At 63.5% G+C, this 19885-nt stretch carries 20 protein-coding genes; 15 read left to right on the forward strand and 5 right to left on the reverse strand.

Annotated elements, in window-relative coordinates:
* Nucleotides 1-155: 155 nt before the first annotated feature.
* Nucleotides 156-2345, forward strand: coding sequence for an anthranilate synthase (locus ABVK50_RS20155; RefSeq protein ID WP_353644894.1), 2190 nt, complete (start codon nt 156-158; stop codon nt 2343-2345).
* A gap of 55 nt (nt 2346-2400) precedes the next feature.
* The gene (locus ABVK50_RS20160; protein WP_353644893.1) at nt 2401-3309 is read left to right on the forward strand and encodes a cation diffusion facilitator family transporter; all 909 of its coding nucleotides are present in this window, start codon (nt 2401-2403) and stop codon (nt 3307-3309) included.
* Between the two features lie 21 nt (nt 3310-3330).
* Here the strand turns inward: ABVK50_RS20160 and ABVK50_RS20165 are convergent, their stop codons facing one another.
* On the reverse strand, nt 3331-4218 hold the full coding sequence (locus ABVK50_RS20165; protein ID WP_353644892.1) for an alpha/beta hydrolase: 888 nt from the start codon (nt 4216-4218) through the stop codon (nt 3331-3333).
* Nucleotides 4219-4367: 149 nt separating this feature from the next.
* On the opposite strand from ABVK50_RS20165, the gene ABVK50_RS20170 reads away from it, so the two are divergent.
* From ABVK50_RS20170 to ABVK50_RS20180, 3 genes are all read left to right on the forward strand, one after another.
* Nucleotides 4368-4919, forward strand: coding sequence for an isoprenylcysteine carboxylmethyltransferase family protein (locus ABVK50_RS20170; RefSeq protein ID WP_353644891.1), 552 nt, complete (start codon nt 4368-4370; stop codon nt 4917-4919).
* A gap of 70 nt (nt 4920-4989) precedes the next feature.
* Nucleotides 4990-5400, forward strand: a complete 411-nt coding sequence (locus ABVK50_RS20175) for a VOC family protein (protein WP_353644890.1) — start codon at nt 4990-4992, stop codon at nt 5398-5400.
* Between the two features lie 253 nt (nt 5401-5653).
* Nucleotides 5654-6736, forward strand: a complete 1083-nt coding sequence (locus ABVK50_RS20180) for an AbrB family transcriptional regulator (protein ID WP_353644889.1) — start codon at nt 5654-5656, stop codon at nt 6734-6736.
* A 76-nt stretch (nt 6737-6812) separates the two neighbouring features.
* On the opposite strand, the gene ABVK50_RS20185 is transcribed toward ABVK50_RS20180, so the two are convergent.
* Nucleotides 6813-7322, reverse strand: coding sequence for an N-acetyltransferase (locus ABVK50_RS20185; protein ID WP_353644888.1), 510 nt, complete (start codon nt 7320-7322; stop codon nt 6813-6815).
* Nucleotides 7323-7464: 142 nt separating this feature from the next.
* Complete coding sequence (locus tag ABVK50_RS20190) at nt 7465-7689, reverse strand: hypothetical protein (RefSeq protein WP_353644887.1); 225 nt, start codon at nt 7687-7689, stop codon at nt 7465-7467.
* 472 nt (nt 7690-8161) lie between these two features.
* Here ABVK50_RS20190 and leuA point away from each other — a divergent pair, with 472 nt between their 5' ends.
* From leuA to ABVK50_RS20210, 4 genes are all read left to right on the forward strand, one after another.
* Entirely contained in the window at nt 8162-9826 is a 1665-nt protein-coding gene (gene leuA / locus ABVK50_RS20195; protein WP_353645865.1) for a 2-isopropylmalate synthase, read from the forward strand.
* A gap of 136 nt (nt 9827-9962) precedes the next feature.
* Complete coding sequence (locus tag ABVK50_RS20200) at nt 9963-11705, forward strand: hypothetical protein (RefSeq protein WP_353644886.1); 1743 nt, start codon at nt 9963-9965, stop codon at nt 11703-11705.
* Nucleotides 11702-12454 carry an alpha/beta fold hydrolase gene (locus ABVK50_RS20205; protein WP_353644885.1) on the forward strand — a complete coding sequence of 251 codons (753 nt, stop codon included), beginning with the start codon at nt 11702-11704 and terminating at the stop codon, nt 12452-12454. Before ABVK50_RS20200 ends, ABVK50_RS20205 begins: the two co-directional genes overlap by 4 nt.
* A 124-nt stretch (nt 12455-12578) precedes the next feature.
* Entirely contained in the window at nt 12579-13190 is a 612-nt protein-coding gene (locus ABVK50_RS20210; RefSeq protein WP_353644884.1) for a hypothetical protein, read from the forward strand.
* Between the two features lie 2 nt (nt 13191-13192).
* Here the strand turns inward: ABVK50_RS20210 and ABVK50_RS20215 are convergent, their stop codons facing one another.
* Complete coding sequence (locus ABVK50_RS20215; protein WP_353644883.1) at nt 13193-14119, reverse strand: metallophosphoesterase; 927 nt, start codon at nt 14117-14119, stop codon at nt 13193-13195.
* A 53-nt stretch (nt 14120-14172) separates the two neighbouring features.
* Between ABVK50_RS20215 and ABVK50_RS20220 the strand changes: the two genes are divergently transcribed.
* On the forward strand, nt 14173-14673 hold the full coding sequence (locus ABVK50_RS20220) for an NUDIX domain-containing protein (protein ID WP_353644882.1): 501 nt from the start codon (nt 14173-14175) through the stop codon (nt 14671-14673).
* 80 nt (nt 14674-14753) lie between these two features.
* On the opposite strand, the gene ABVK50_RS20225 is transcribed toward ABVK50_RS20220, so the two are convergent.
* Entirely contained in the window at nt 14754-15737 is a 984-nt protein-coding gene (locus ABVK50_RS20225; RefSeq protein ID WP_353644881.1) for a glutathione S-transferase family protein, read from the reverse strand.
* A gap of 269 nt (nt 15738-16006) precedes the next feature.
* Here ABVK50_RS20225 and ABVK50_RS20230 point away from each other — a divergent pair, with 269 nt between their 5' ends.
* The 5 genes from ABVK50_RS20230 to ABVK50_RS20250 all read left to right on the forward strand — a co-directional run bounded on the left by ABVK50_RS20230 (nt 16007) and on the right by ABVK50_RS20250 (nt 19854).
* On the forward strand, nt 16007-16531 hold the full coding sequence (locus tag ABVK50_RS20230; RefSeq protein WP_353644880.1) for an N-acetyltransferase: 525 nt from the start codon (nt 16007-16009) through the stop codon (nt 16529-16531).
* A gap of 62 nt (nt 16532-16593) precedes the next feature.
* The gene (locus ABVK50_RS20235; protein WP_353644879.1) at nt 16594-17355 is read left to right on the forward strand and encodes an SDR family NAD(P)-dependent oxidoreductase; all 762 of its coding nucleotides are present in this window, start codon (nt 16594-16596) and stop codon (nt 17353-17355) included.
* Between the two features lie 18 nt (nt 17356-17373).
* The gene (locus ABVK50_RS20240) at nt 17374-18546 is read left to right on the forward strand and encodes a CaiB/BaiF CoA-transferase family protein (RefSeq protein ID WP_353644878.1); all 1173 of its coding nucleotides are present in this window, start codon (nt 17374-17376) and stop codon (nt 18544-18546) included.
* A gap of 36 nt (nt 18547-18582) precedes the next feature.
* Complete coding sequence (locus ABVK50_RS20245; RefSeq protein ID WP_353644877.1) at nt 18583-19377, forward strand: HugZ family protein; 795 nt, start codon at nt 18583-18585, stop codon at nt 19375-19377.
* Nucleotides 19378-19512: 135 nt separating this feature from the next.
* Nucleotides 19513-19854 (forward strand): metalloregulator ArsR/SmtB family transcription factor, encoded by a 342-nt coding sequence (locus ABVK50_RS20250; RefSeq protein ID WP_353645864.1) that lies wholly within the window; start codon nt 19513-19515, stop codon nt 19852-19854.
* Nucleotides 19855-19885 lie beyond the last annotated feature (31 nt).

The raw sequence follows: 19885 nt of genomic DNA on the forward strand, positions 1-19885 counted from the left end.
CGGTTTCGAACACGATGCTCTGGTGGTGGGCCTGCTGACAGCGGCCTGGTGAGCGCGTGCGCGTGAAAACTTTGTGGCCGCAACGGAATTTCCGGGCGGCCATTTGTTTTTGAAGGGCGTTCCGGGTCCGTTTGAAAGACTTATGGAGACGGGGAATGTCTGTCGAAACTCTCGAAAACGGCGCTGAACGGTTCGTTACCGCGGGCGGCATAACAATCACCCGCAGCCGCCACGACACCGCCTATGCCGGTGCGATCGAGGCCTATGTCGACGGGCTGAATTCGCGCCGCGGCGCAGTGTTTTCCTCCAATTACGAATATCCCGGCCGCTACACCCGCTGGGATACGGCCATTATCGACCCGCCGCTGGTCGTTTCCGCGCGCGGACGGGCGATGCGGATCGAGGCGCTGAACAGCCGCGGCGAGGCGCTGCTGCCGGTCATCGCCCGTGCCCTTCTGGCTGAGAAGGATGTCGCCCTCACCCAAACTGCCAAACGCCGCCTGGCGCTGACGGTAGCCGAGCCGGGCCGCGTCTTCACCGAGGAAGAGCGCAGCCGGGTGCCTTCTGTGTTCACCGTGCTGCGCGTCATCACCGGTCTGTTCAGGACGGAGCAGGACGCCAATCTCGGCCTATACGGCGCGTTCGGCTACGACCTCGCCTTCCAGTTCGACCCGGTGGAGCACAGGCTGGAGCGCGCGCAAAGCCAGCGTGACCTGGTGCTTTACCTGCCCGACGAGATCCTGGTCGTCGACCATCACCAGGCGAAAGCCTGGCACGACCGCTACGACTATTCCGGCGATGGATTTTCCACGGAGAACCTGCCGCGCGACAGCGAAGCCGAACCGTTCCGGCCGTCCGACCGCATCCCGCCGCGCAGCGACCACGAGCCCGGCGAATATGCGAGGATTGTCGACAAGGCCAAAGAGAGCTTCCAGCGCGGCGACCTGTTTGAAGTCGTGCCCGGCCAGATGTTCTACGAGCGCTGCGAGACCCAGCCGTCGGAAATCTCGCGCCGGCTGAAGCTGATCAACCCCTCGCCCTATTCCTTCTTCATCAATCTCGGCGAAGGCGAATATCTGATCGGCGCATCGCCCGAAATGTTCGTTCGGGTCAATGGACGCCGGGTCGAAACCTGCCCGATCTCGGGCACGATCAAGCGCGGCGACGACGCGATTTCGGATTCGGAGCAGATATTGAAGCTGCTCAACTCAAAGAAGGACGAGAGTGAGCTGACCATGTGCTCGGATGTCGACCGCAACGACAAGAGCCGGGTCTGCGAGCCGGGTTCGGTGCGCGTCATCGGCCGCCGCCAGATCGAGATGTATTCGCGCCTTATCCACACGGTCGACCATATAGAGGGCCGCCTGCGCGAAGGCATGGACGCCTTCGACGCCTTCCTCAGCCATGCCTGGGCCGTCACCGTCACCGGCGCGCCGAAACTCTGGGCGATGCGCTTCATCGAGCAGAACGAGAAGAGCCCGCGCGCCTGGTATGGCGGGGCGATCGGCATGGTGCATTTCAACGGCGACCTGAACACCGGCCTGACGCTCAGAACCATCCGCGTCAAGGATGGCATTGCCGAGGTGCGCGCAGGCGCCACATTGCTGTTCGACAGCGTACCGGAAGAAGAAGAAGCCGAAACCGAACTGAAGGCATCCGCCATGCTCTCCGCCATTCGCGACGCCAAGGCCGGCAATTCCGCCGCCGCAGAACGCCAGACCGCCAAGGTCGGGGACGGCGTCAACATATTGCTCGTCGACCATGAGGACTCGTTCGTCCACACGCTGGCGAACTATTTCCGCCAAACCGGCGCGACCGTGTCGACCATACGCTCGCCTGTGCCGGACGAGGCGTTTGACCGGCTGAAGCCGGACCTCGTCGTGCTCTCGCCCGGCCCCGGCCTGCCCAAGGATTTCGACTGCGCCGCGACCATCAAGAAGTCGCGGGCGCGCGATCTCCCGATCTTCGGCGTCTGCCTGGGCTTGCAGGCGCTGGCCGAAGCCTATGGCGGGGAACTCCGCCAGTTGCATATCCCGATGCACGGCAAGCCGTCGCGCATCCGCGTCTCCAAGCCGGGCGTGATCTTCTCCGGCCTGCCGAAGGAAGTGACCGTCGGCCGCTACCATTCGATCTTCGCCGACCCTGTGCGGCTGCCGGACGATTTCCTCGTCACCGCCGAGACCGAGGACGGCGTCATCATGGCCTTCGAGCACAAGAAGGAGCCGGTGGCTGCGGTGCAGTTCCATCCCGAATCGATCATGACGCTCGGCCAGAATGCCGGCATGCGCATGATCGAGAACATCGTCGCCCACCTGCCGAGGAAGGCGAAGGTGAAGGCGGCGTGAGAGTGAAACCGGCTTCTCCTTCTCCCCGTGAACGGGGAGAAGAGAGCTAATCGCCATGCCCTCCAAGCAGAAGATCGCCGCCCTCGCCTTCTGGTCGATCGTCATCGCATTCCTGGTGATGGGCCTGAAATTCGTCGCCTGGCGCATGACTGGCTCGGTTGCGCTCTATTCCGACGCGCTGGAATCGATCGTCAACGTCATTGCCGCCACCGCCGCGTACTGGGCAATCCAGATCAGCCACACACCCGCCGATCAGGACCACCCGTTCGGCCACCACAAGGCGGAGTATTTTTCCGCCGTGCTCGAAGGCGTGCTGATCGTGGTCGCCGCGCTTCTGATCCTCGTCGAAGTGTGGCGGGCATGGCAGATGCCGGTCGTGCTCGACCAACCCTGGCCCGGGCTCGCGGTGAACGGCGCGGCTTCGGTCATCAATCTCGTCTGGGCGACGGTGCTGATCCGCGCCGGCCGCGCTGGAAGGTCGCCGGCCCTGGTCGCTGACGGCAAGCACATCATGACCGACGTCATCACTTCCGTCGGCGTGATCATCGGCCTGATCGGCGCGGTCGCAACCGGCTGGACCATCCTAGACCCGGCGCTCGCCATCGTGGTTGCGCTCAACATCCTGTGGCAGGGCTGGCACGTCATCGGCTCGTCGGTGCAGGGCCTGATGGACCGCGCCGTCGGCACTGACGAACATATGCGCATCCGCGACATCATCTCGGCGAACTCGAAGGGCGCGCTGGAGGTCCACGATCTGAGGACGCGCATCGCCGGCCGCGCCACCTTCATCGAGTTTCATCTGGTGGTCGACGCCGGCATGACCGTCGGCGAAAGCCACGTCATCTGTGACCGCATCGAGGACGCGCTGCGGGCCGAAATTCCCTCGGTCCGCGTCATCATCCATGTCGAGCCGGACGACGAAGCCAAGCTGCCGCCCGGAACCGCGGCCGTGCCGTTTGCGTGACCCTGGCGAGAAAGCTTGTCCTTAGGCCGCGCCGCTGACGTTCTTCTTCTCGCGAGCGGCGCGTTCGAATTCGCGCTCCAGCACGGATCGGACGAAACGGTAGAAAAGCGGGTTGAAGGCTTGGGGTGTCTGCCAGAACGGCGTGTGTCCGGCTCCGGCTATGACATGGCAGCGGCCGTCCCACAGCGAAGCATAGGAAAGGCCGGCGATGTAGTTCAATCGAACGAACGGATCGTCGGCGCCATTGACGATTGCAACTGGCACGGTCGCGTTCTCCACGGCCCGCTTCTGGTCGACCCCTTCGCCGAGCATCATGCTCTTGAACACATTGGTGCGTACGCGGCCGTCGGCACCCCGGATCATGTCCAGAAAAGCGGGATCACTGTCTTCGCCGAAGCAAAGTTCCGCGAAACGCTCCACGTCGCGCTCGGAATAATTTCGCTTCGAGGCAAGCAGCAGGTCCCAATGGGTGTGGAATCCGCGCAGCGGGCCGAGCGGGCCGCGTGCAACAGGCGGCGTTCCGGTCAGCATCAGGCCGGCGACCGCCGGATGCGAAGCCATCAGTTCGATCGCGACATGTCCCCCGAGGGACCAGCCATAGACGATAGCCCGGCCGATGCCGAGTTCGTCGAGAACATCGCCGACCGCCGCGGCAAGGCCGCTGATCGTGTATGCGGACAGCGGATCCAAGGCATCGCCGGATTCGCCATGGCCGGGAAGATCGATGGCGACCATGCGGTGGATTTCGGCTAGCGGGCCGGAAAGCTGTTTCGCAAACACCTGCCTGGCGCAGCCCGATCCGTGCAGCATCAGGATCGGCAGAGATTTCCCCGAAGTTTCGCTGAGCCGGATTGCAGCGTGGCGTGTGCGGATTGTCTTGTCGGCGACAGGCATTTCGGCGAACCTCACGGGCGTGGTCGCCGAGCATCGCAGCAAGCGCTCTACGGGCCGTGTACGATAGTGGTTAACAAGCGGTTCACAGGCGCAACCTGTGCTTGCCACTGCCGGCCGTCAGAGGCTATCTTGGCTATCGGGGGTATCTCCCTGTCAGGGTTCCGATGCAACTGGTTCTCGATCTCGTCATTACGGTCGTGAGTGTCGTCGTGATTGCGTCCTACAGCTGGTCGCTGCGGGGCCATTTCGCTTCATCGAAAATGCCGGCCGGCGCGAAGGTGATCTCCGCGGGGGTCACCGCGACATCCGTGTACTTTCTCTATCTCGTCTGGAGCGAGGACCAATCGGCCGCCGCGCAGGTCGCCGGACTCTTCATCCAGTTGGCCGGAGCGGCTTTGTTCTGGTCGGCGGTTTCGGCTTCGCGCAAGGCGCGGCTACGTTTTGCCTTCGACCCCGAAAATCCACACAGCATCGTCACCGGCGGCCCTTATCGATATCTCCGGCACCCCTTCTACACATCCTATCTGCTGTTCTGGTCGGGATGGGCGATTGCCGCCTGGTCGGCGTGGACCATTCTTCCCGTTGCGATTTTCGCGGCCATCTACGTCACGGCCGCGCTTGCCGAGGAGAAGAAATTCTCGGGCAGCCCGCTGGCCGGCGACTATGAAGCCTACAAGACGCGCGCAGGCTTCTTCTGGCCGAGGCTCGGCCGCTAAACGCTGCTGACGTCCGCACGAAACCTTTTCTAGCCGGCGCTGTTGTCCAGCGATGCGAGGAGGATACGCCATGGAATTTCATCGAGGCCGGCTGATCGATCATCTGCATCTGCGCGTGAAGGATCTGGAGGCCAGCAAACGCTTCTACCGCGCCGCACTCGCCGCCCTGCGGGGCGACCTAATTGTCCACGAAGGAGAGGGCCACTTCTTCTGCGACGAATTGTGGGTGGATGCCGCCGGCGAAAGCGGCGTTTCGCGCGTCCATCTCGCCTTCCAGGCATCCGACCGCGCGGCGGTGGACCGGTTCTACCAGGCGGCGCTCTCCGCCGGAGGCAGGGACAATGGCGCGCCCGGCGAGCGTCATTATCATCCCGGCTACTACGCCGCCTTCGTGTTCGATCCTGACGGAAACAACATCGAAGCGGTTCATCACGGCCCCTCCACGCGTTCAGCGGATTCCGTCGTCATCAAAGCCGGCTGACGCACTTTCGGTTCGGCTGGAAACCGCCCCTCACCCTTACCCTCTCCCCATGAAGAACGGGGAGAGGGGGTCGCCAGCGTTGCGGCCATCTCCCCTCTCCCTGTTCTTACGGGGAGAGGATGCTGGCAGGCAGGTGAGGGGCAGCGCGGTGTCAACCGCATTCTCCAGCACCGCAACCAACACCAGGCCGCTGGTCAAAACCTCGCCTTCTTGCGCGCTGGCGTCCACCAATGGTTGCGTCTAAGACGCCACCATGAACCCGGATTCGCAACCGCCCGAGCCGATGGCCAAGCTCGCGCCCGGCCTGCAGTGGGCGCTGCTCGTCGCGATCTCTCTGCTCTTCGCCGGCATCCTCGAATTCGCCGCACTGCCCGCGGCTCTGCTGATCGGGCCGATGCTGGCGGGCATCGTCGCAGGAACCAATGGGGCAACGGTGCGCCTGCCAAAGCCGGCCTTCCATGCTGCGCAGGCGATCATCGGCTGCCTCATCGCCGCCTCGATAGAACTGAAAATCCTGACCTTCTTCATGCGGGACTGGCCGCTTTTCCTCGGCGCGGTGCTGCTAACCGTTGCCGCCTCCAGCTTTCTCGGCTGGCTGGTCAGCCGCTGGAAGATATTGCCCGGCACGACCGCCGTGTGGGGCTCGGCGCCGGGCGCCGCGACAGCCATGGTGCTGATGGCCGATGCCTTCGGCGCCGACGCCCGCCTCGTCGCGTTCATGCAGTATCTGAGGGTGATCTTCGTTTCGGTGGCGGCGGCGCTCATCGCAAGGCTGTGGGTCGACACATCAGGCGTCGAACCGCCGGCGACAATCTGGTTCCCGGCGATCGAGTGGCCGGCTTTTTCCGCGACCCTCGCCATCGCCCTTGCCGGCGGTGTGATCGGCCGACTCGTCCGCCTGCCCTCGCCCTATTTCCTCGGCAGCCTGATCCTCGGCGTTTCGCTACACTTTGCCGGCCTTGTCGACTTCCAACTGCCGGAATGGCTGCTGGCGATCAGCTACACCATGATCGGCTGGAGCATCGGCCTGAATTTCAGCCGCAAGATATTGCGCCATGCCGCCCGCGCATTGCCGCAGATCGTACTATCGATCCTGGCGCTGATGGCGTTTTGCGGCGGGCTTGCCTGGCTGCTCCATCGATATCTCGGCATCGACCCGCTGACCGCCTATCTGGCGACCAGCCCCGGCGGCATGGACTCGGTGGCCATCATCGCCGCGGCCTCGGAGAACGTGAACCTTTCCTTCATCATGGCGCTGCAGACCGCCCGCTTCCTTTTTGTGCTCTTGTTCGGTCCAGCGCTGGCGCGGCTGGTGGCGAGGAGCGTGAGGGTGTGAGGGACTACCGCCAGGTCCACTTTGAGCGGTTTTGATATCCAGATCGAACCGTTAGAAGGCGACACACTCACCTGAGCTAACTGGTATGGCTCTCGGATTCAAATGCTGGAGCAAATTTCAGCTCGCCCTGCGGCGCGAAACCGGAGAAGACGATTCTCTGGACGTAGCTGCTGTCCAAATTCCCGTACGATAACCGGCCGTCGCTTTCGAAGCCCACGCGGCTGTAGATTTCGGGGCTGCCGATCAGCGCGCAACCATGAGCACCGCGCTTCTTGAGCATTTCCAACCCACTCAGGATCAGCGCTTTTCCAATGCCCTGCCGTTGCCTGTCCGGCCGTACCGAAACCGGACCCAGACCGAACCAGTTATTGTGGATTCCGTCGATCGTGACCGGAGAGAATGCGATATGGCCTATGATTGTCCCATCCTCTTCGGCCACCAGAGACAACGTCAGATCGCCGGACGTTCGCAGAGATTTGATTATTGGAGCCTCCGATCCGTCGCTGAACGCCATCGGTTCGAAAGCCGCCAACGTTAGATTGTGAATCGCATCTTCATCGCCAGGACGTTCGTTTCGGATCAGCAAATCTCGGCCTCATTGCTACTAAAGCCGTCCATTCTACGTTTGTATCTTACCCTTGCCAGTGACGGCCAAGTCCACAGGACGCCGCTCGGCGCTTTCCCACCAGACTGCCACGTGCCTTAGATCCGGCCTAGCGAATTCCAGCTCAGAACTTCTGCGCTGTCTTCACGACCCTGGAGCACTTGATCTTGATGTATTCGCCGGGTCCGCGCCTGGCGATCGACGTCGCCGCGATCAGCGACTGGCCCTGAAGCCCGCAGGATATAGCGCTCTGGGTTTGCGGGCCGCTGATTACGTCGAGCGCTGTTTCAAGCTGGCAGTCCGCCGGAGAAAGGTTCACCGAACAGACGAGTATCACTATCTGGAGCATTGCCTTCACCCCCGTGAATGGTTTGCTCCTCCCTTCGCGGGACGAGCTTGCACAAGCCGTGCTGCGTTGCAACAATCATGTTGCAGCGCAACAAACACCACATATCGTGGACCGCTGTGTGAAGCCCTATCGGCGAAGCCTCCATCACGAAGGCTCCGTCCCCCACTTGTCCCCTGTACGCCACTCTTGTATACGCTGATTCATGGCTTCGCGCTCGAACATTCGTTCTGTCCGCTCCGCTTTCGCGGGTGCGACCACACGCGCGCTCTCCTCGGCTCTGCTGCTTCTCGGCCTTATCGGCGATCGCCGGGCTCGCTGAAGGAGCTCCCGGCGGTCGATCTGCCGCTTGAGGCGCATGCTCCTTGCCATCACCGATAGAACAGTTGACTGAAGGCGCTGTCCTGGGCTTAGCAGCCGGAGCGCCAGGAGAATTGAGATGAATATTTCTGAACGGATCCGCGCCATGAAGGGCATGCCCGACGCGGCACGCAAATACCAGCCCTATCCGGCGGTAGGCCTTGCCGATCGAACCTGGCCGTCAAAACGCATCGAAAAGGCACCGATCTGGTGCTCCGTCGACCTTCGCGACGGCAACCAGGCGCTGATTGACCCGATGGGCCATGACCGCAAGGCGCGGATGTTCCAGTTGCTGCTCGACATGGGCTTCAAGGAGATCGAGATCGGCTTTCCGTCCGCCTCCCAAACCGATTTCGATTTCGCGCGCTGGGCGATCGAAGAGGGCGGCGTCGCCGACGACGTATCGCTTCAGGTGCTGGTGCAGTGCCGGCCGGAGCTCATCACGCGGACTTTCGAATCGCTCCAGGGCGCTACGAACCCGATCGTCCATTTCTACAATTCGACCAGCGAGTTGCAGCGTCGCGTGGTCTTCGAAAAGGACGTGAGCGGCATCAAGCAAATCGCCACCGACGCCGCCAAGATGATCACCGACATGGCGGCGAAGGCGGGCGGCGGCTACCGATTTGAATATTCGCCCGAAAGCTTCACCGGCACCGAACTCGAAGTGGCGCTGGAAATCTGCAACGCGGTAGCCGAGATCGTCAGGCCGACGGCGGACAACAAGCTCATCATCAATCTGCCGGCGACGGTCGAGATGGCGACGCCCAACATCCATGCCGACCAGATCGAATGGATGTGCCGCAATCTCGACAATCGCGAAAACCTCATCGTCTCGCTGCATCCGCACAATGACCGCGGCACGGGAATAGCCGCGACCGAGTTCGGCTTGATGGCGGGCGCCGACCGCGTCGAGGGCACCCTGTTCGGCAATGGCGAGCGCACCGGCAATGTCGACATCGTGACGCTGGCGCTCAACATGTACACCCAGGGCCTGGACCCGGAGCTCGACTGCTCCGACATCAACCGGATGAAAGACGTCTTCGAATATTCGAACCAGATGAAGGTTCCCGAGCGCCACCCTTATGTCGGCGAACTGGTCTATACGGCGTTTTCCGGATCGCATCAGGACGCGATCAACAAAGGCATGAAGGCTATCAAGAAGGCCAACACGCCGCTCTGGGAAGTGCCCTACCTGCCGATCGACCCGAAGGATGTCGGCCGCAGCTACGAAGCGATTATCCGCATCAACTCGCAGTCGGGCAAGGGCGGCATCGCGTATGTGCTGCAGGCCGATTACGGGTTGAACCTGCCGCGCAATCTGCAGGTCGAGTTCTCCCGCGACATTCAGGAAATCACCGATGTCGAAGGCAAGGAAGTGCCGTCGCGGCGCATCTACGACCGCTTTCTCGAACTTTACGTCGACCAGCCGAAGGCGCGGCTGAAATTCGTCGACCACCAGACGTTCCCCGATACCGAGCACAAGGGCCGGCGCGTGATCGAGGCGGTGATTCTCGACGGCGGCAAGGAAGTGACCATCACCGGCAGCGGCACGGGACCGATCGACGGCTTCGTCGACGCGCTTTCGCGGCACATTGGTGTTGAAATGTCGGTGCTCGACTATTCCGAGCACTCTATGCAGCGCGGCTCCAATGCAGCAGCGATCTCCTATGTCGAGGTCGAGCATCCGGGCGGTCGACTGTTCGGCGCGGGCATCAATACCAACATTGTCGCAGCTTCGCTGGAAGCCGTGACTTCGGCCGCCAATCGGATCATATCTTGAACCGATTGTAATCGAAGCCCCGCCCGGACTGAATTCGGGCGGGGAAACACGCCGCCGATTGGCCATGCGCGCTTGTGCCGGCTCGGCAGGCGGCGCTATGATCGGTCGTTCGTGCCGGTCTCGAAAGGTTCGACGCTTGCTACATAACACGCCTGCCGCCCCCGCAGTGCGCGAAACGCTGGAGCGCATCCTAACCAGCGAGACCTTCGGACGGTCGGAACGCGCTCGCAATCTCCTGCGCTATCTCGTCGAACAGGAACAGGCGGGCCATGCCGACCGGCTGAAAGGTTTCGCAATCGCCGTCGACGTGTTCGGCAAGGACGCCGACTTCGATCCGTCGACCGACGCGGTGGTGCGGGTGCAAGCAGGCCGGTTGCGGGAACTGCTCGCGCATTACTACGCCGCCGAAGGCGCGACCGAGCCGATCCGCATCACAGTTCCGCGCGGCAGCTACGTTCCGGCATATGAGGTCGACCCGGACCGGCACCCGACGGCAGTCGCTGAAGCGCCCGCTGATGAGACAGCCGAGCCGGTCCACGACATCGATCTGGCCCTGGCCGCTGAAAGCGCGTCGCCCCCCTCGGGAGCGCAGATGATGCGGCAGCTCAAGCTCTTCTGGGGAGCCATGGCCGTCATCATCCTGATGCTCGGCTTCCTCGTCTACCGCATCAACGAACCAGCGCCCGGCGATCAGGTTTCAGCCTCGGCGGGCGGTATACCGGCCGAGACCAGCAGTGTAGCCGGCCTGGCCGCCCTCGAAGCACTGCCGCCTGTCTATATTTCGCAGACATCCGACGCCGAGGGACCGACGCGCGTCGCTTCCGTGCTGCGCACCGGCCTGTCTGGCTTCGACACGGTAGACTTCATCGGCCGCGATATTGCCGAGAGCGACCGGGGCAATCCGCTTCAATTCGTGTTCGTGGTCGGCGCGGGCCTTGCCCCAGGCGACGTGCTGGTGGAGTTGCAGCACAGCGCCAGCGGCAAGGTTCTCTTGTCCCGGGTGCTGCCGGCGGCCGATGTCGCCGCCGCCAAGCTCGATGACACCATCGCCGACATCCTGAGCTCCACGGTTCCGGCCTCGGGCACCATTTACGGGCACATCGACCAGTTGGGAATCCAGACCGGGTTGACCGCCTGCCTGCTGCTCAATGACGACTATTACCTGGCCGAATCCGCGGAGAGGCACGCCGAGGCCTACCGCTGCTTCGAAAAGCTTGCCAGCGAGAACGCCAAATCGCCGCTCATCTATGCCGAGATGGCTTCGCTGCACATGGAGGCGGTGCGCGATGGCTACGACTATCCGCCCGGCGCCACGGCCGATAAGGCGCTAGCGCTCGGCTATCGCGCAGTGCAGATGGTGGCGACCAGCCCCTACGCCCACCGCTCCTACGGCTATCTGAACCAGCGCATCGGCAATTCCGAAGAGGCGACGCGCTGGATGCGCAAGGCCTACGAGCTCAACACCTACGACCTGTCGATGGCGGCAGCATATGGCTACGCCCTGATCTTTTCGGGCAATTACAGCGAAGGTGCGCCGATCATGGAACGTGCGGTCGAGGCTTCGAGCGCGCATCCGAGCTGGTGGGACTACGGGCTGTTTCTGGCGCGGTTCATGCTGAACGACATGCCCAAGTCGGAACGCGCTGCCGAAGCCCTGGTTACCGCAAAGCGCGGGCATTACCTCGCTGCCCGCGCCATCGCCGCCGATTGCGCCGGAAAGCCGGAACTGGCCAAACAACTCCTCGATGAGCTTGTGGTCGAATTCCCCGAATTCGCCAACAATCCCCGTGCTTTCTTCGTCAACGGCAAATACCCGCCGGAGATGACGGACAAACTGCTCGGCGCGCTTCGCCGGGCCGGCCTTGGCGGTCCAAGTTGAACCTATTTGCCCGCGAGGATGGCGACGGCGCGACGCCGATCGTCTTTCTGCACGGCTTTGCCAGTTGCCACGGCCTGTGGCGGCCCATAACCGATGTGCTCACGCCGGAACACACCACCATCGCCTATGATTTGCCCGGCCATGGAGCCTCGCTCGGCTGGCCCGATGCGGGACCGGCCAAGATCGCGGTGCGCGCCGTTTCCGCCGATCTCGACGCGCGCGGCGCGGAGAAATTCCATCTCGTCGGCCATTCCTTCGGCGGAGCGGTCGCGACGCTGCTGGCCTCGGCCAGGCCGCAAAACGTCGCCTCGCTGACGGTGCTGGCTCCCGGCGGCTATGGCCCGGAGATCAATGGCGCGCTCTTGCACCGCTACGGCGCGGCGGTCGAGCCTGACGAAATCCGCGATAGCCTGGCGGCCATGTCAGGGCGGTCGAGCGCGGTGCCCGACCATGCGGTGAAGGTGCTAGCGGAAATGCGACGGCAGCCTGGACAAACCGAAATGCTCGTCAGAATTGCCGCAGAGATCAGTCGCGACAACAGGCAGGGCGTCATCTCGCGCGAAACACTTGCCGCACTCGCAATGCCTGTCTCGGTGATGTGGGGAACAGCCGACCCGCTGCTGCCCTATAGCCAGACGGAGGGGTTGCCACAGCAGTTTTCACTCCGCGCCGCCGAGGGATTCGGCCACATGCTACCGGAAGAAGCCCCCAGCCTGGTGGTCGACGTCGTTCGCCGAACTGTCGGCTGACGCCAGGCGCTGCAAACTGCCGAAACCCCCTAGGCTTAAAGGCGCGCCGCCCAACGCTCAGGCTGTTTTCGCGCTTCGTTTATGTTAACACTTCCTTAAGAGCCCTTTGCGGTTGGAGCGGACCATGAGTGACGCTGGCGAGAACGTGACGCCCATCGAGCATGCGCGCAGGCTTTCCGATGCGATCCGCGACGTCAAGAATGCGGCTGCCGACCGGGACGACGTGGTGGTAGAGATGCGCGAGGCGAGCCGTACGCGGCTCGACCTGCTCGCCGCCGAACTTGCGCCGGTTTTCGCCGAAGTGCCCGCCGATGTCGAAATTTTCGATTTCGCCGTATCATCGGGCCTGCAGCCGCGCCTGTGGATCGATGCGACGAGCCATGTGACCATGGGCCGTGACCGCCGAACCTACCGCTTTTTGAAGGACACGCGTGTAGGCCGCGTCGTGCTGGCCGAATCGACCGACATGAAGCCTGTCGCCGATCAGGTGACCCGCTATGTGGCCGAGCGCCTCGTCGAGCGTCAGCGCATGATGGAGGGCAGCGCCGAACCGGCCGTCGCCGGCGTGCTGAAGTCCTCCGTGGGCGAAGCCGCCGAGCCGCTGCGCTCCAAGCGCAATGGCTGGTCGGCTTTCCTGACCGGGCTCGGGCTGGTGGTCGCCGGCGCGCTTGTCGGTCTGGCCGCCTCGGTCGCCCTTTTGTGGGACCGTCTCGCCGCGATGGGCATTGGGTTCTAGAACTACGTCCGCTCGAAAAGCCGTGTTTGAGGCGTCAGGTCGACCGACATGATGTCGGAGGGCGGCATGGCCGCTCCCGTCAAGCCGCGCCGCGTCAGCTTGATCGCCCAGGCGCCGGCCTCTCCCGATATGTCGAGGAGGTTATACTGTGCGGCCGGTTTGGAATCGGCCGGCGATTGGCCAGCGGCGGCGACGCCTACGACAGGCACCGGTCCGCCGCGACCGCCGATCCAGTAGAGCGTCGGCAGGTGCGAATGGCCGTGCAGAACCAGTTCGGCGCCGTGTTTCTGTATGGCGGTCTGAAAGCAGCCTATGCCGAACAGCCTTTTGTGCTGGGGCACGGCGCCGCGAACCGGCGGATGATGCAGCATCACGACCCGGAACAGGCCGCGTTTGGCCGCGTCGTCGAGCATCCGGCCGAGCCGATGCGACTGGTCCTCGCGAAAGAAGCCGCTCGCCATGAAGGGCGCCGTGGCACGCGCCGTCGACACGCCGATGAGAGCCACCTGCCCGCGCACCCGCATATAGGGAAAGCCCTTGCGGTCGGTCGGCGGGGTTGCGCCGTCGCCGGTCATCCAGGGGCCCCAGGCGCGGCAGGTCTTGTCGAAGGCGCCGGGTACATAGGCGTCGTGATTGCCCGGCACAACCGAAACGTCTTCGGGCTTTCCGAGCGTTTCCAGCCAGATCCGCGCCAGCTCGATCTCGGCGTCGAGCGCCAGATTGACCAGATCCCCGGTGACCGCAAGGTGATCGGGCTGCGAGGCCTGCATGTCGGCCACGATCGCGCCCAGAACCCCCTCGGTCAGGACGCGGCGGCGATTGCGGTGCCAGTTGACGTAGCCGACCATGCGCTTGGACACGAGTTCGCGATAGGATACATCGGGAAGCGGCCCCAGATGAACGTCGGAAAGATGCGCAAGCCTGAACATTCAGCTCTTGTAGGATACCGAAGCCTGCCTTTCCACCCGTGGATAGCGGCCTGATGCCGAACGCCACAAAAACCGATCCGTTCCGGCAGATGGGGTGGCCTGGACTGCGCGGACGGCTGTTCCATTTCTACTTTCTGCTGCGCCGTCCCATGACACTCGGGGTCCGCGGGCTGGTCTACGACGAAGCGTCGAATTCGGTGTTCCTGATCCGTCATACCTATGTGCCCGGCTGGCAGCTGCCTGGCGGCGGCGTGGAGCTGGGCGAGACCATGCTGGAAGCGCTGGAGCGCGAACTCGCCGAGGAAGGCAATGTTGTCCTGACCGGGCCGCCGGAGCTGAGATCGCTGCACTTCAACCGGCAGGCAAGCCGGCGCGACCACGTCGCGCTCTATCTGATCCGGCAGTTCAGCTGGTCCGGGTCGAAACTGCCCGACCGCGAGATCGCCGAGGCCGGCTTCTTTCCGCTCGCCGGTCTGCCGGAAGCAACAACGCCGGCGACACGGCGGCGGATCGCGGAGATATTCGGCGGTGAACCGGCGTCGCCGTTCTGGTGATCAGCCGACCGCATCACGATCTACCCGTAACCGATGTGGGTTCGGGTCATGGTCGGAGCCTTCCGGATCGGCTTCCCATCTCACTGGCCGAAACGGTCGCGGTCATGCGGCGCAAAATGGTCCAGTTCCGGCCCCACCGGGATGATCCGCGTTGGGTTGATGGTGTCGTGGCTGCCGTAATAGTGCGACTTGATGTGCAGCATATCGACCGTGGCCGCGACGCCGGGAACCTGGAACAGGTCGCGCAGATAGTTGGACAGGTTCGGATAATCGGCGATGCGGCGCAGATTGCATTTGAAATGGCCGACATAGACCGGATCGAAGCGCACCAGCGTGGTGAACAGCCGCCAGTCTGCCTCGGTGATCCGGTCGCCGGCCAGATAACGCTGGCGCGAAAGCCTGTCCTCCAGCGTGTCCAACGCCGAAAATAGCTCGGCAAACGCTTCCTCATAGGCTTTCTGCGTGGTGGCGAAGCCGGCGCGATAAACGCCATTATTGACGGACGGATAGACCAGCGCGTTGACCGCGTCGATCTCGCCGCGCAGCGCCTCGGGATAGAAATCGAGAGACCGGTCGCCCCACTCGTCGAAGGCGGAATTGAGCATGCGGATGATCTCGGACGATTCATTATTGACGATCGTCTTGCTCTTTTTGTCCCACAGGACCGGCACGGTGACGCGGCCCGAATAGGCGGGATCGGCCTTGGTGTAGATCTGGCGCAGGAAGTCGAGGCCGTAGAGCGTGTCGCCCGTCGCGCCGTCCTCCTTGCGGAACGTCCAGCCGTCCTTGCCCATGAAGTGGTGGACGACCGAGACCGAGATGATGCCTTCGAGCTTTTTCAGCACCCGGAAGATCAGCGTGCGGTGCGCCCACGGGCAGGCGAGTGATACATAGAGATGGTAGCGGCCTGGCTCGGCCTTGAAGGCGCGGCTGCGGCCCGGCGCCGGCTCGCCATCGGCGGTGATCCAGTCGCGCCATTGCGATTCCGTACGCACGAATTTGCCGCCGGTTTCCTTGGTGTCGTACCAGCGATCAGTCCATTTGCCGTCGGCCAGCAGTCCCATATCAGTCTCCTTGGCTGTTCCTCTCCGATGTAGTGCGCAATGCCTCAAAGCGGAATTCTTTAGGAGGTGAACGGATCGTCGCCTCGGTGACAGAATCGCGGATGGACGCGGCTCGAAAATGATGCTAGCCGGTCGTCCCGATGGCAAAATGCTTCGCACATATCCGGTTCGACCGACGACGACTGGGCGCCCGCGCTTGAGAAAGCGCTGATTGCGACGGGCTGCCGCGCGCAGCCGACCCATTCCCTCCTCGACCGGATGTGAACGACATGAGTTTTGCCGACACGATCTATATGCCGGAGCAGCCGGCGCACGATCCCGAAATCGAAATCATCAACGCCGAGGCCTTCGGGCCGGGACGCTTCACGCGCGCCGCCTACAAGATACGCGAAGGCGGCCCGCATGAGCGCAACCTGTCCTTCGTGGCGATGCATGGCGGCGCAGTCATCGCTTCGGTTCGCATGACGCGTGTCGCAGCGGGTGCAGGCCGTGCCCTGCTGCTCGGTCCGCTTGCGGTGCGCCCGGCCTTTAAGAACATCGGCATCGGCCGCAGGCTTGTGGCGATGGCGCTGGAGGCGGCGCAGAATTCCGGTGCAGGGGCGGTGATATTGGTGGGAGACGGGCCCTATTACGAGCCGCTCGGCTTCAAGAGGATCCCGCGCGGCCAGATATCTATGCCGCGCCCCGTCGATCTCGACCGGCTGCTGGCGGTGGAATTCACGCCCGGCGCAGTCGCGGCGCTGACCGGTGAAGTCTCGCATGCCGACCAGGTCAGGGATATGGAAAAGGCCTGAACGGTTGCGCCGGTTCAATCGCCTCCCTAGCATGCAAAACACATATTTAAGGGGATCCGATCATGAAACCGCAGGGACAAACGGCAATCGTCACGGGCGGCGGCTCGGGCTTGGGCGAGGCGACAGCCCGCGCGCTCGCTGCGGCAGGCGCAAAAGTTGCGGTACTCGACATCGGCATTGAACGCGCCGTCGGCGTCGCCCGCGAAATCGGCGGCATCGCCGTCCGCTGCGACGTGAGCAGCGCCGAGGGCGCCGAAGCGGCAATCGCCGAGGCGGCGCAGGCTCTCGGCGAACCGCGCATCCTGGTCAATTGCGCCGGTGTCGCGATCGGCGCAAAGACGCTCGGCAAGGATGGCCCGCACCCGCTCGACAGCTATCGCCGGGTGATCGAGGTCAATCTGATCGGCACCTTCAACATGATCCGCCTGGTCGCCGACCGCATGGCAAGGCTTGAGCCGGAGGAAGGCGGCGAGCGCGGCGTAATCGTGAACACCGCGTCGGTCGCGGCCTTCGACGGGCAGATCGGCCAGGCCGCCTATTCCTCGTCCAAGGGTGGCGTGGTCGCCATGACGCTGCCGGTGGCGCGCGATCTCGCCCGTTCCGGCATCCGCGTAATGACCATCGCGCCCGGAATCTTCAAGACGCCGATGTTGATGGGCATGCCGCAGGAGGTGCAGGATTCGCTCGGCGCGTCCGTGCCCTTCCCGCCGCGCCTCGGCGAACCGTCCGAATATGGCGCGCTGGCGCTGCACATCATCGAGAACCAAATGCTGAACGGTGAGGTGATCCGCCTGGACGGCGCGATCCGCATGGCGCCGAAGTAGAGGCTGGCTGCCTGAGCCATGGATAGCCGGAACGGCAGCGACGTAAAAAGCGGTCCGCTTGCCGGGCTGACGATCGTCGAGATGGCGGGCCTGGGCCCGGCGCCGCTGGCCGCGCTGATGCTTTCGGAGATGGGCGCACAGGTCGTGCGCATCGAGCGCATGGCAAGCGGCCGGCCATTCCTCGCGCTGCCGCCCGAACACGATCTCGATCGCCACGGCCGCTCAATCCTCAAGCTCGACCTGAAGCGGCCGGAGGGCATCGGGCTGGTGCTGCGGCTTCTCGAAAACGCGGATGTGCTGATCGAGGGATTTCGGCCGGGCGTCATGGAACGGCTGGGTCTCGGTCCGGAAGAAGCGCAACTCCGCAATCCGAAGCTGATCTACGCCAGGATGACCGGGTTCGGCCAGGAAGGCCCACTCGCCGCCCGCGCCGGACACGACCTCACCTATCTCGCCTATAGCGGCGTGCTGCACGCCATCGGCCCGAGCGGCGGCAAACCGGTGCCGCCCTTGAACCTGGTCGGCGACTATGGCGGCGGCACGATGTTCCTGATTACTGGCATATTGGCGGCGCTGTTCGAGGCGTCGCGGTCGGGCAAGGGCCAGGTGGTCGATGCCGCGATGGTGGACGGCGCATCCATGCTGGCTGCACCCTTCTTCGCCTTCATGGCCGCCGGCTTCTGGACCGACCGGCGCGGCTCCAACCTGCTTGATTCTGGCGCGCCGTTTTACGACACCTACCGAACCTACGACGGAAAGCATGTCGCGGTCGCCTGCCTGGAACCGCAATTCTTTGCCGAATTCGCCAGGTTGCTGCCGCTGGAGCAGCATTTTGCAGGCGCTCAATACGACAGATCGACATGGGGTGGCATGCGCGAGGCGATCGTACGGCGCATCGCTGAAAAGACCCGCGACGAATGGGCGGCCTTGTTCGAGGGCACGGATGCCTGCGTGGCGCCGGTGCTTTCCTTCTATGAAGCGCCTCACCACCCGCACAATCTGGCCCGGCGGGCGCATGTGAAGGCGGGAGCGCTGGAGCGCCCTGCCCCCGCGCCCCGCTTTTCGCGCACGCCTTCCGCTACCGCCGCGCCGCCGGCCGACGAAGACTCTGCCGCTACGGTGCTGGAGCGCCTGGGAATTTCAGCTGATGACATCAAGGCTCTTGCCAAGGCGGGCATTGTCGGGGGATAACTGGACAAAGCTCATCAACATTGATGAAGGCCGGCATTGGAAAAGACCAAGGATGTCATCAGGCCGACGGATGCGGATGCGATCCGGCTGGCGAAGACGCTGATCCGGTCGGCGCGCTACGGCTCCATCGCCGTGCTGGAACCGGAGACGGGCGCGCCGCTGGCGAGCCGTGTCGGCGTCGCGACCGACACTGACGGCTCGCCACTCATCCTGATTTCGATGCTGTCGGCCCACACCAGGGCCATCATCGCCGATCCGCGCTGCTCTCTGCTGCTCGGCGAGCCCGGCAAGGGCGACCCGCTCGCCCATCCGCGCATCACGCTGGTCTGCCGCGCGGTGCGCCTCGAACGCGGTACGCCGCAACAGGCCCGCGCCGAGCGGCGCTATCTCAACCGCAACCCCAAGGCGCAGCTCTATGTCGGTCTCGGCGACTTCTCGCTGTTCCGGCTCGAAATCGAACGCGGCAGCCTGAATGGCGGCTTCGGCAAGGCATACAACATGACGGCCGCGGATCTGCTGACCGACAGTCCGGCGCTCGACATGCTCGCTGACAGCGAACAGTCGGCGCTGGACCATATGAACGCCGACCATCTCGACGCCATCAGCGTCTATGCCCGGCATTTCGCCAACGCGTCCGGCGAGGGATGGCGGGTTACCGGTTTCGACGCCGAGGGCATGGATATCGCCTCAGGCGACGAGATCCGGCGAATATTCTTCCCGCAACCGCTTTCGGATGCGGGCGAACTCAGGAAAATCCTGGTGGAAATGGCCAAGGCGGGAAGGGCCGCGCTGGGAGTTGGACTTAGTCAGGAGACGTCCGTGCCACCTTGAGATTTGCGTCAAATGCTTCTACGTTGAAGTAATACTAATAGCCGGGTGATTCAGAGCGCGTTGCGCGAGATCCGGTTTCGCTTTCCGACGTTATTGCCCCCATGGCGTCTGAATGAGCAAGGATTGTGGGGCATCATGATGTCGAAACAGCTTATCGCGAACGCCGAATCGGCCGCAGCACTGCTGACGCTGCTCGGAAATGAGAAGCGGCTGGTGATCGTGAGCCATCTGCTTGATGGCGAGATGTCGGTCGGCGCGATCGCCGAAAAGGTTTCTCTCAGTCAGTCAGCCCTTTCGCAGCACCTGGCGAAGCTGCGCAGCGTCAACCTGGTCGAGACGCGCCGCGACCGCCAGATGATCTACTACTCCTGTCGATCCGAAGCGGTGCGGCAGCTCCTGGGAACGCTGGACGGCATTTTCAACTTCAAGGCGAACGGCAAGCACCCGGAGCGCCTAGAGGCCATGGCAGAGACTTGACGCCGGTAGCGCATCGGCCCGAAAATCGGAT

It is taken from the genome of Mesorhizobium sp. WSM2240, from assembly GCF_040438645.1.
Lineage (GTDB): Bacteria > Pseudomonadota > Alphaproteobacteria > Rhizobiales > Rhizobiaceae > Allomesorhizobium.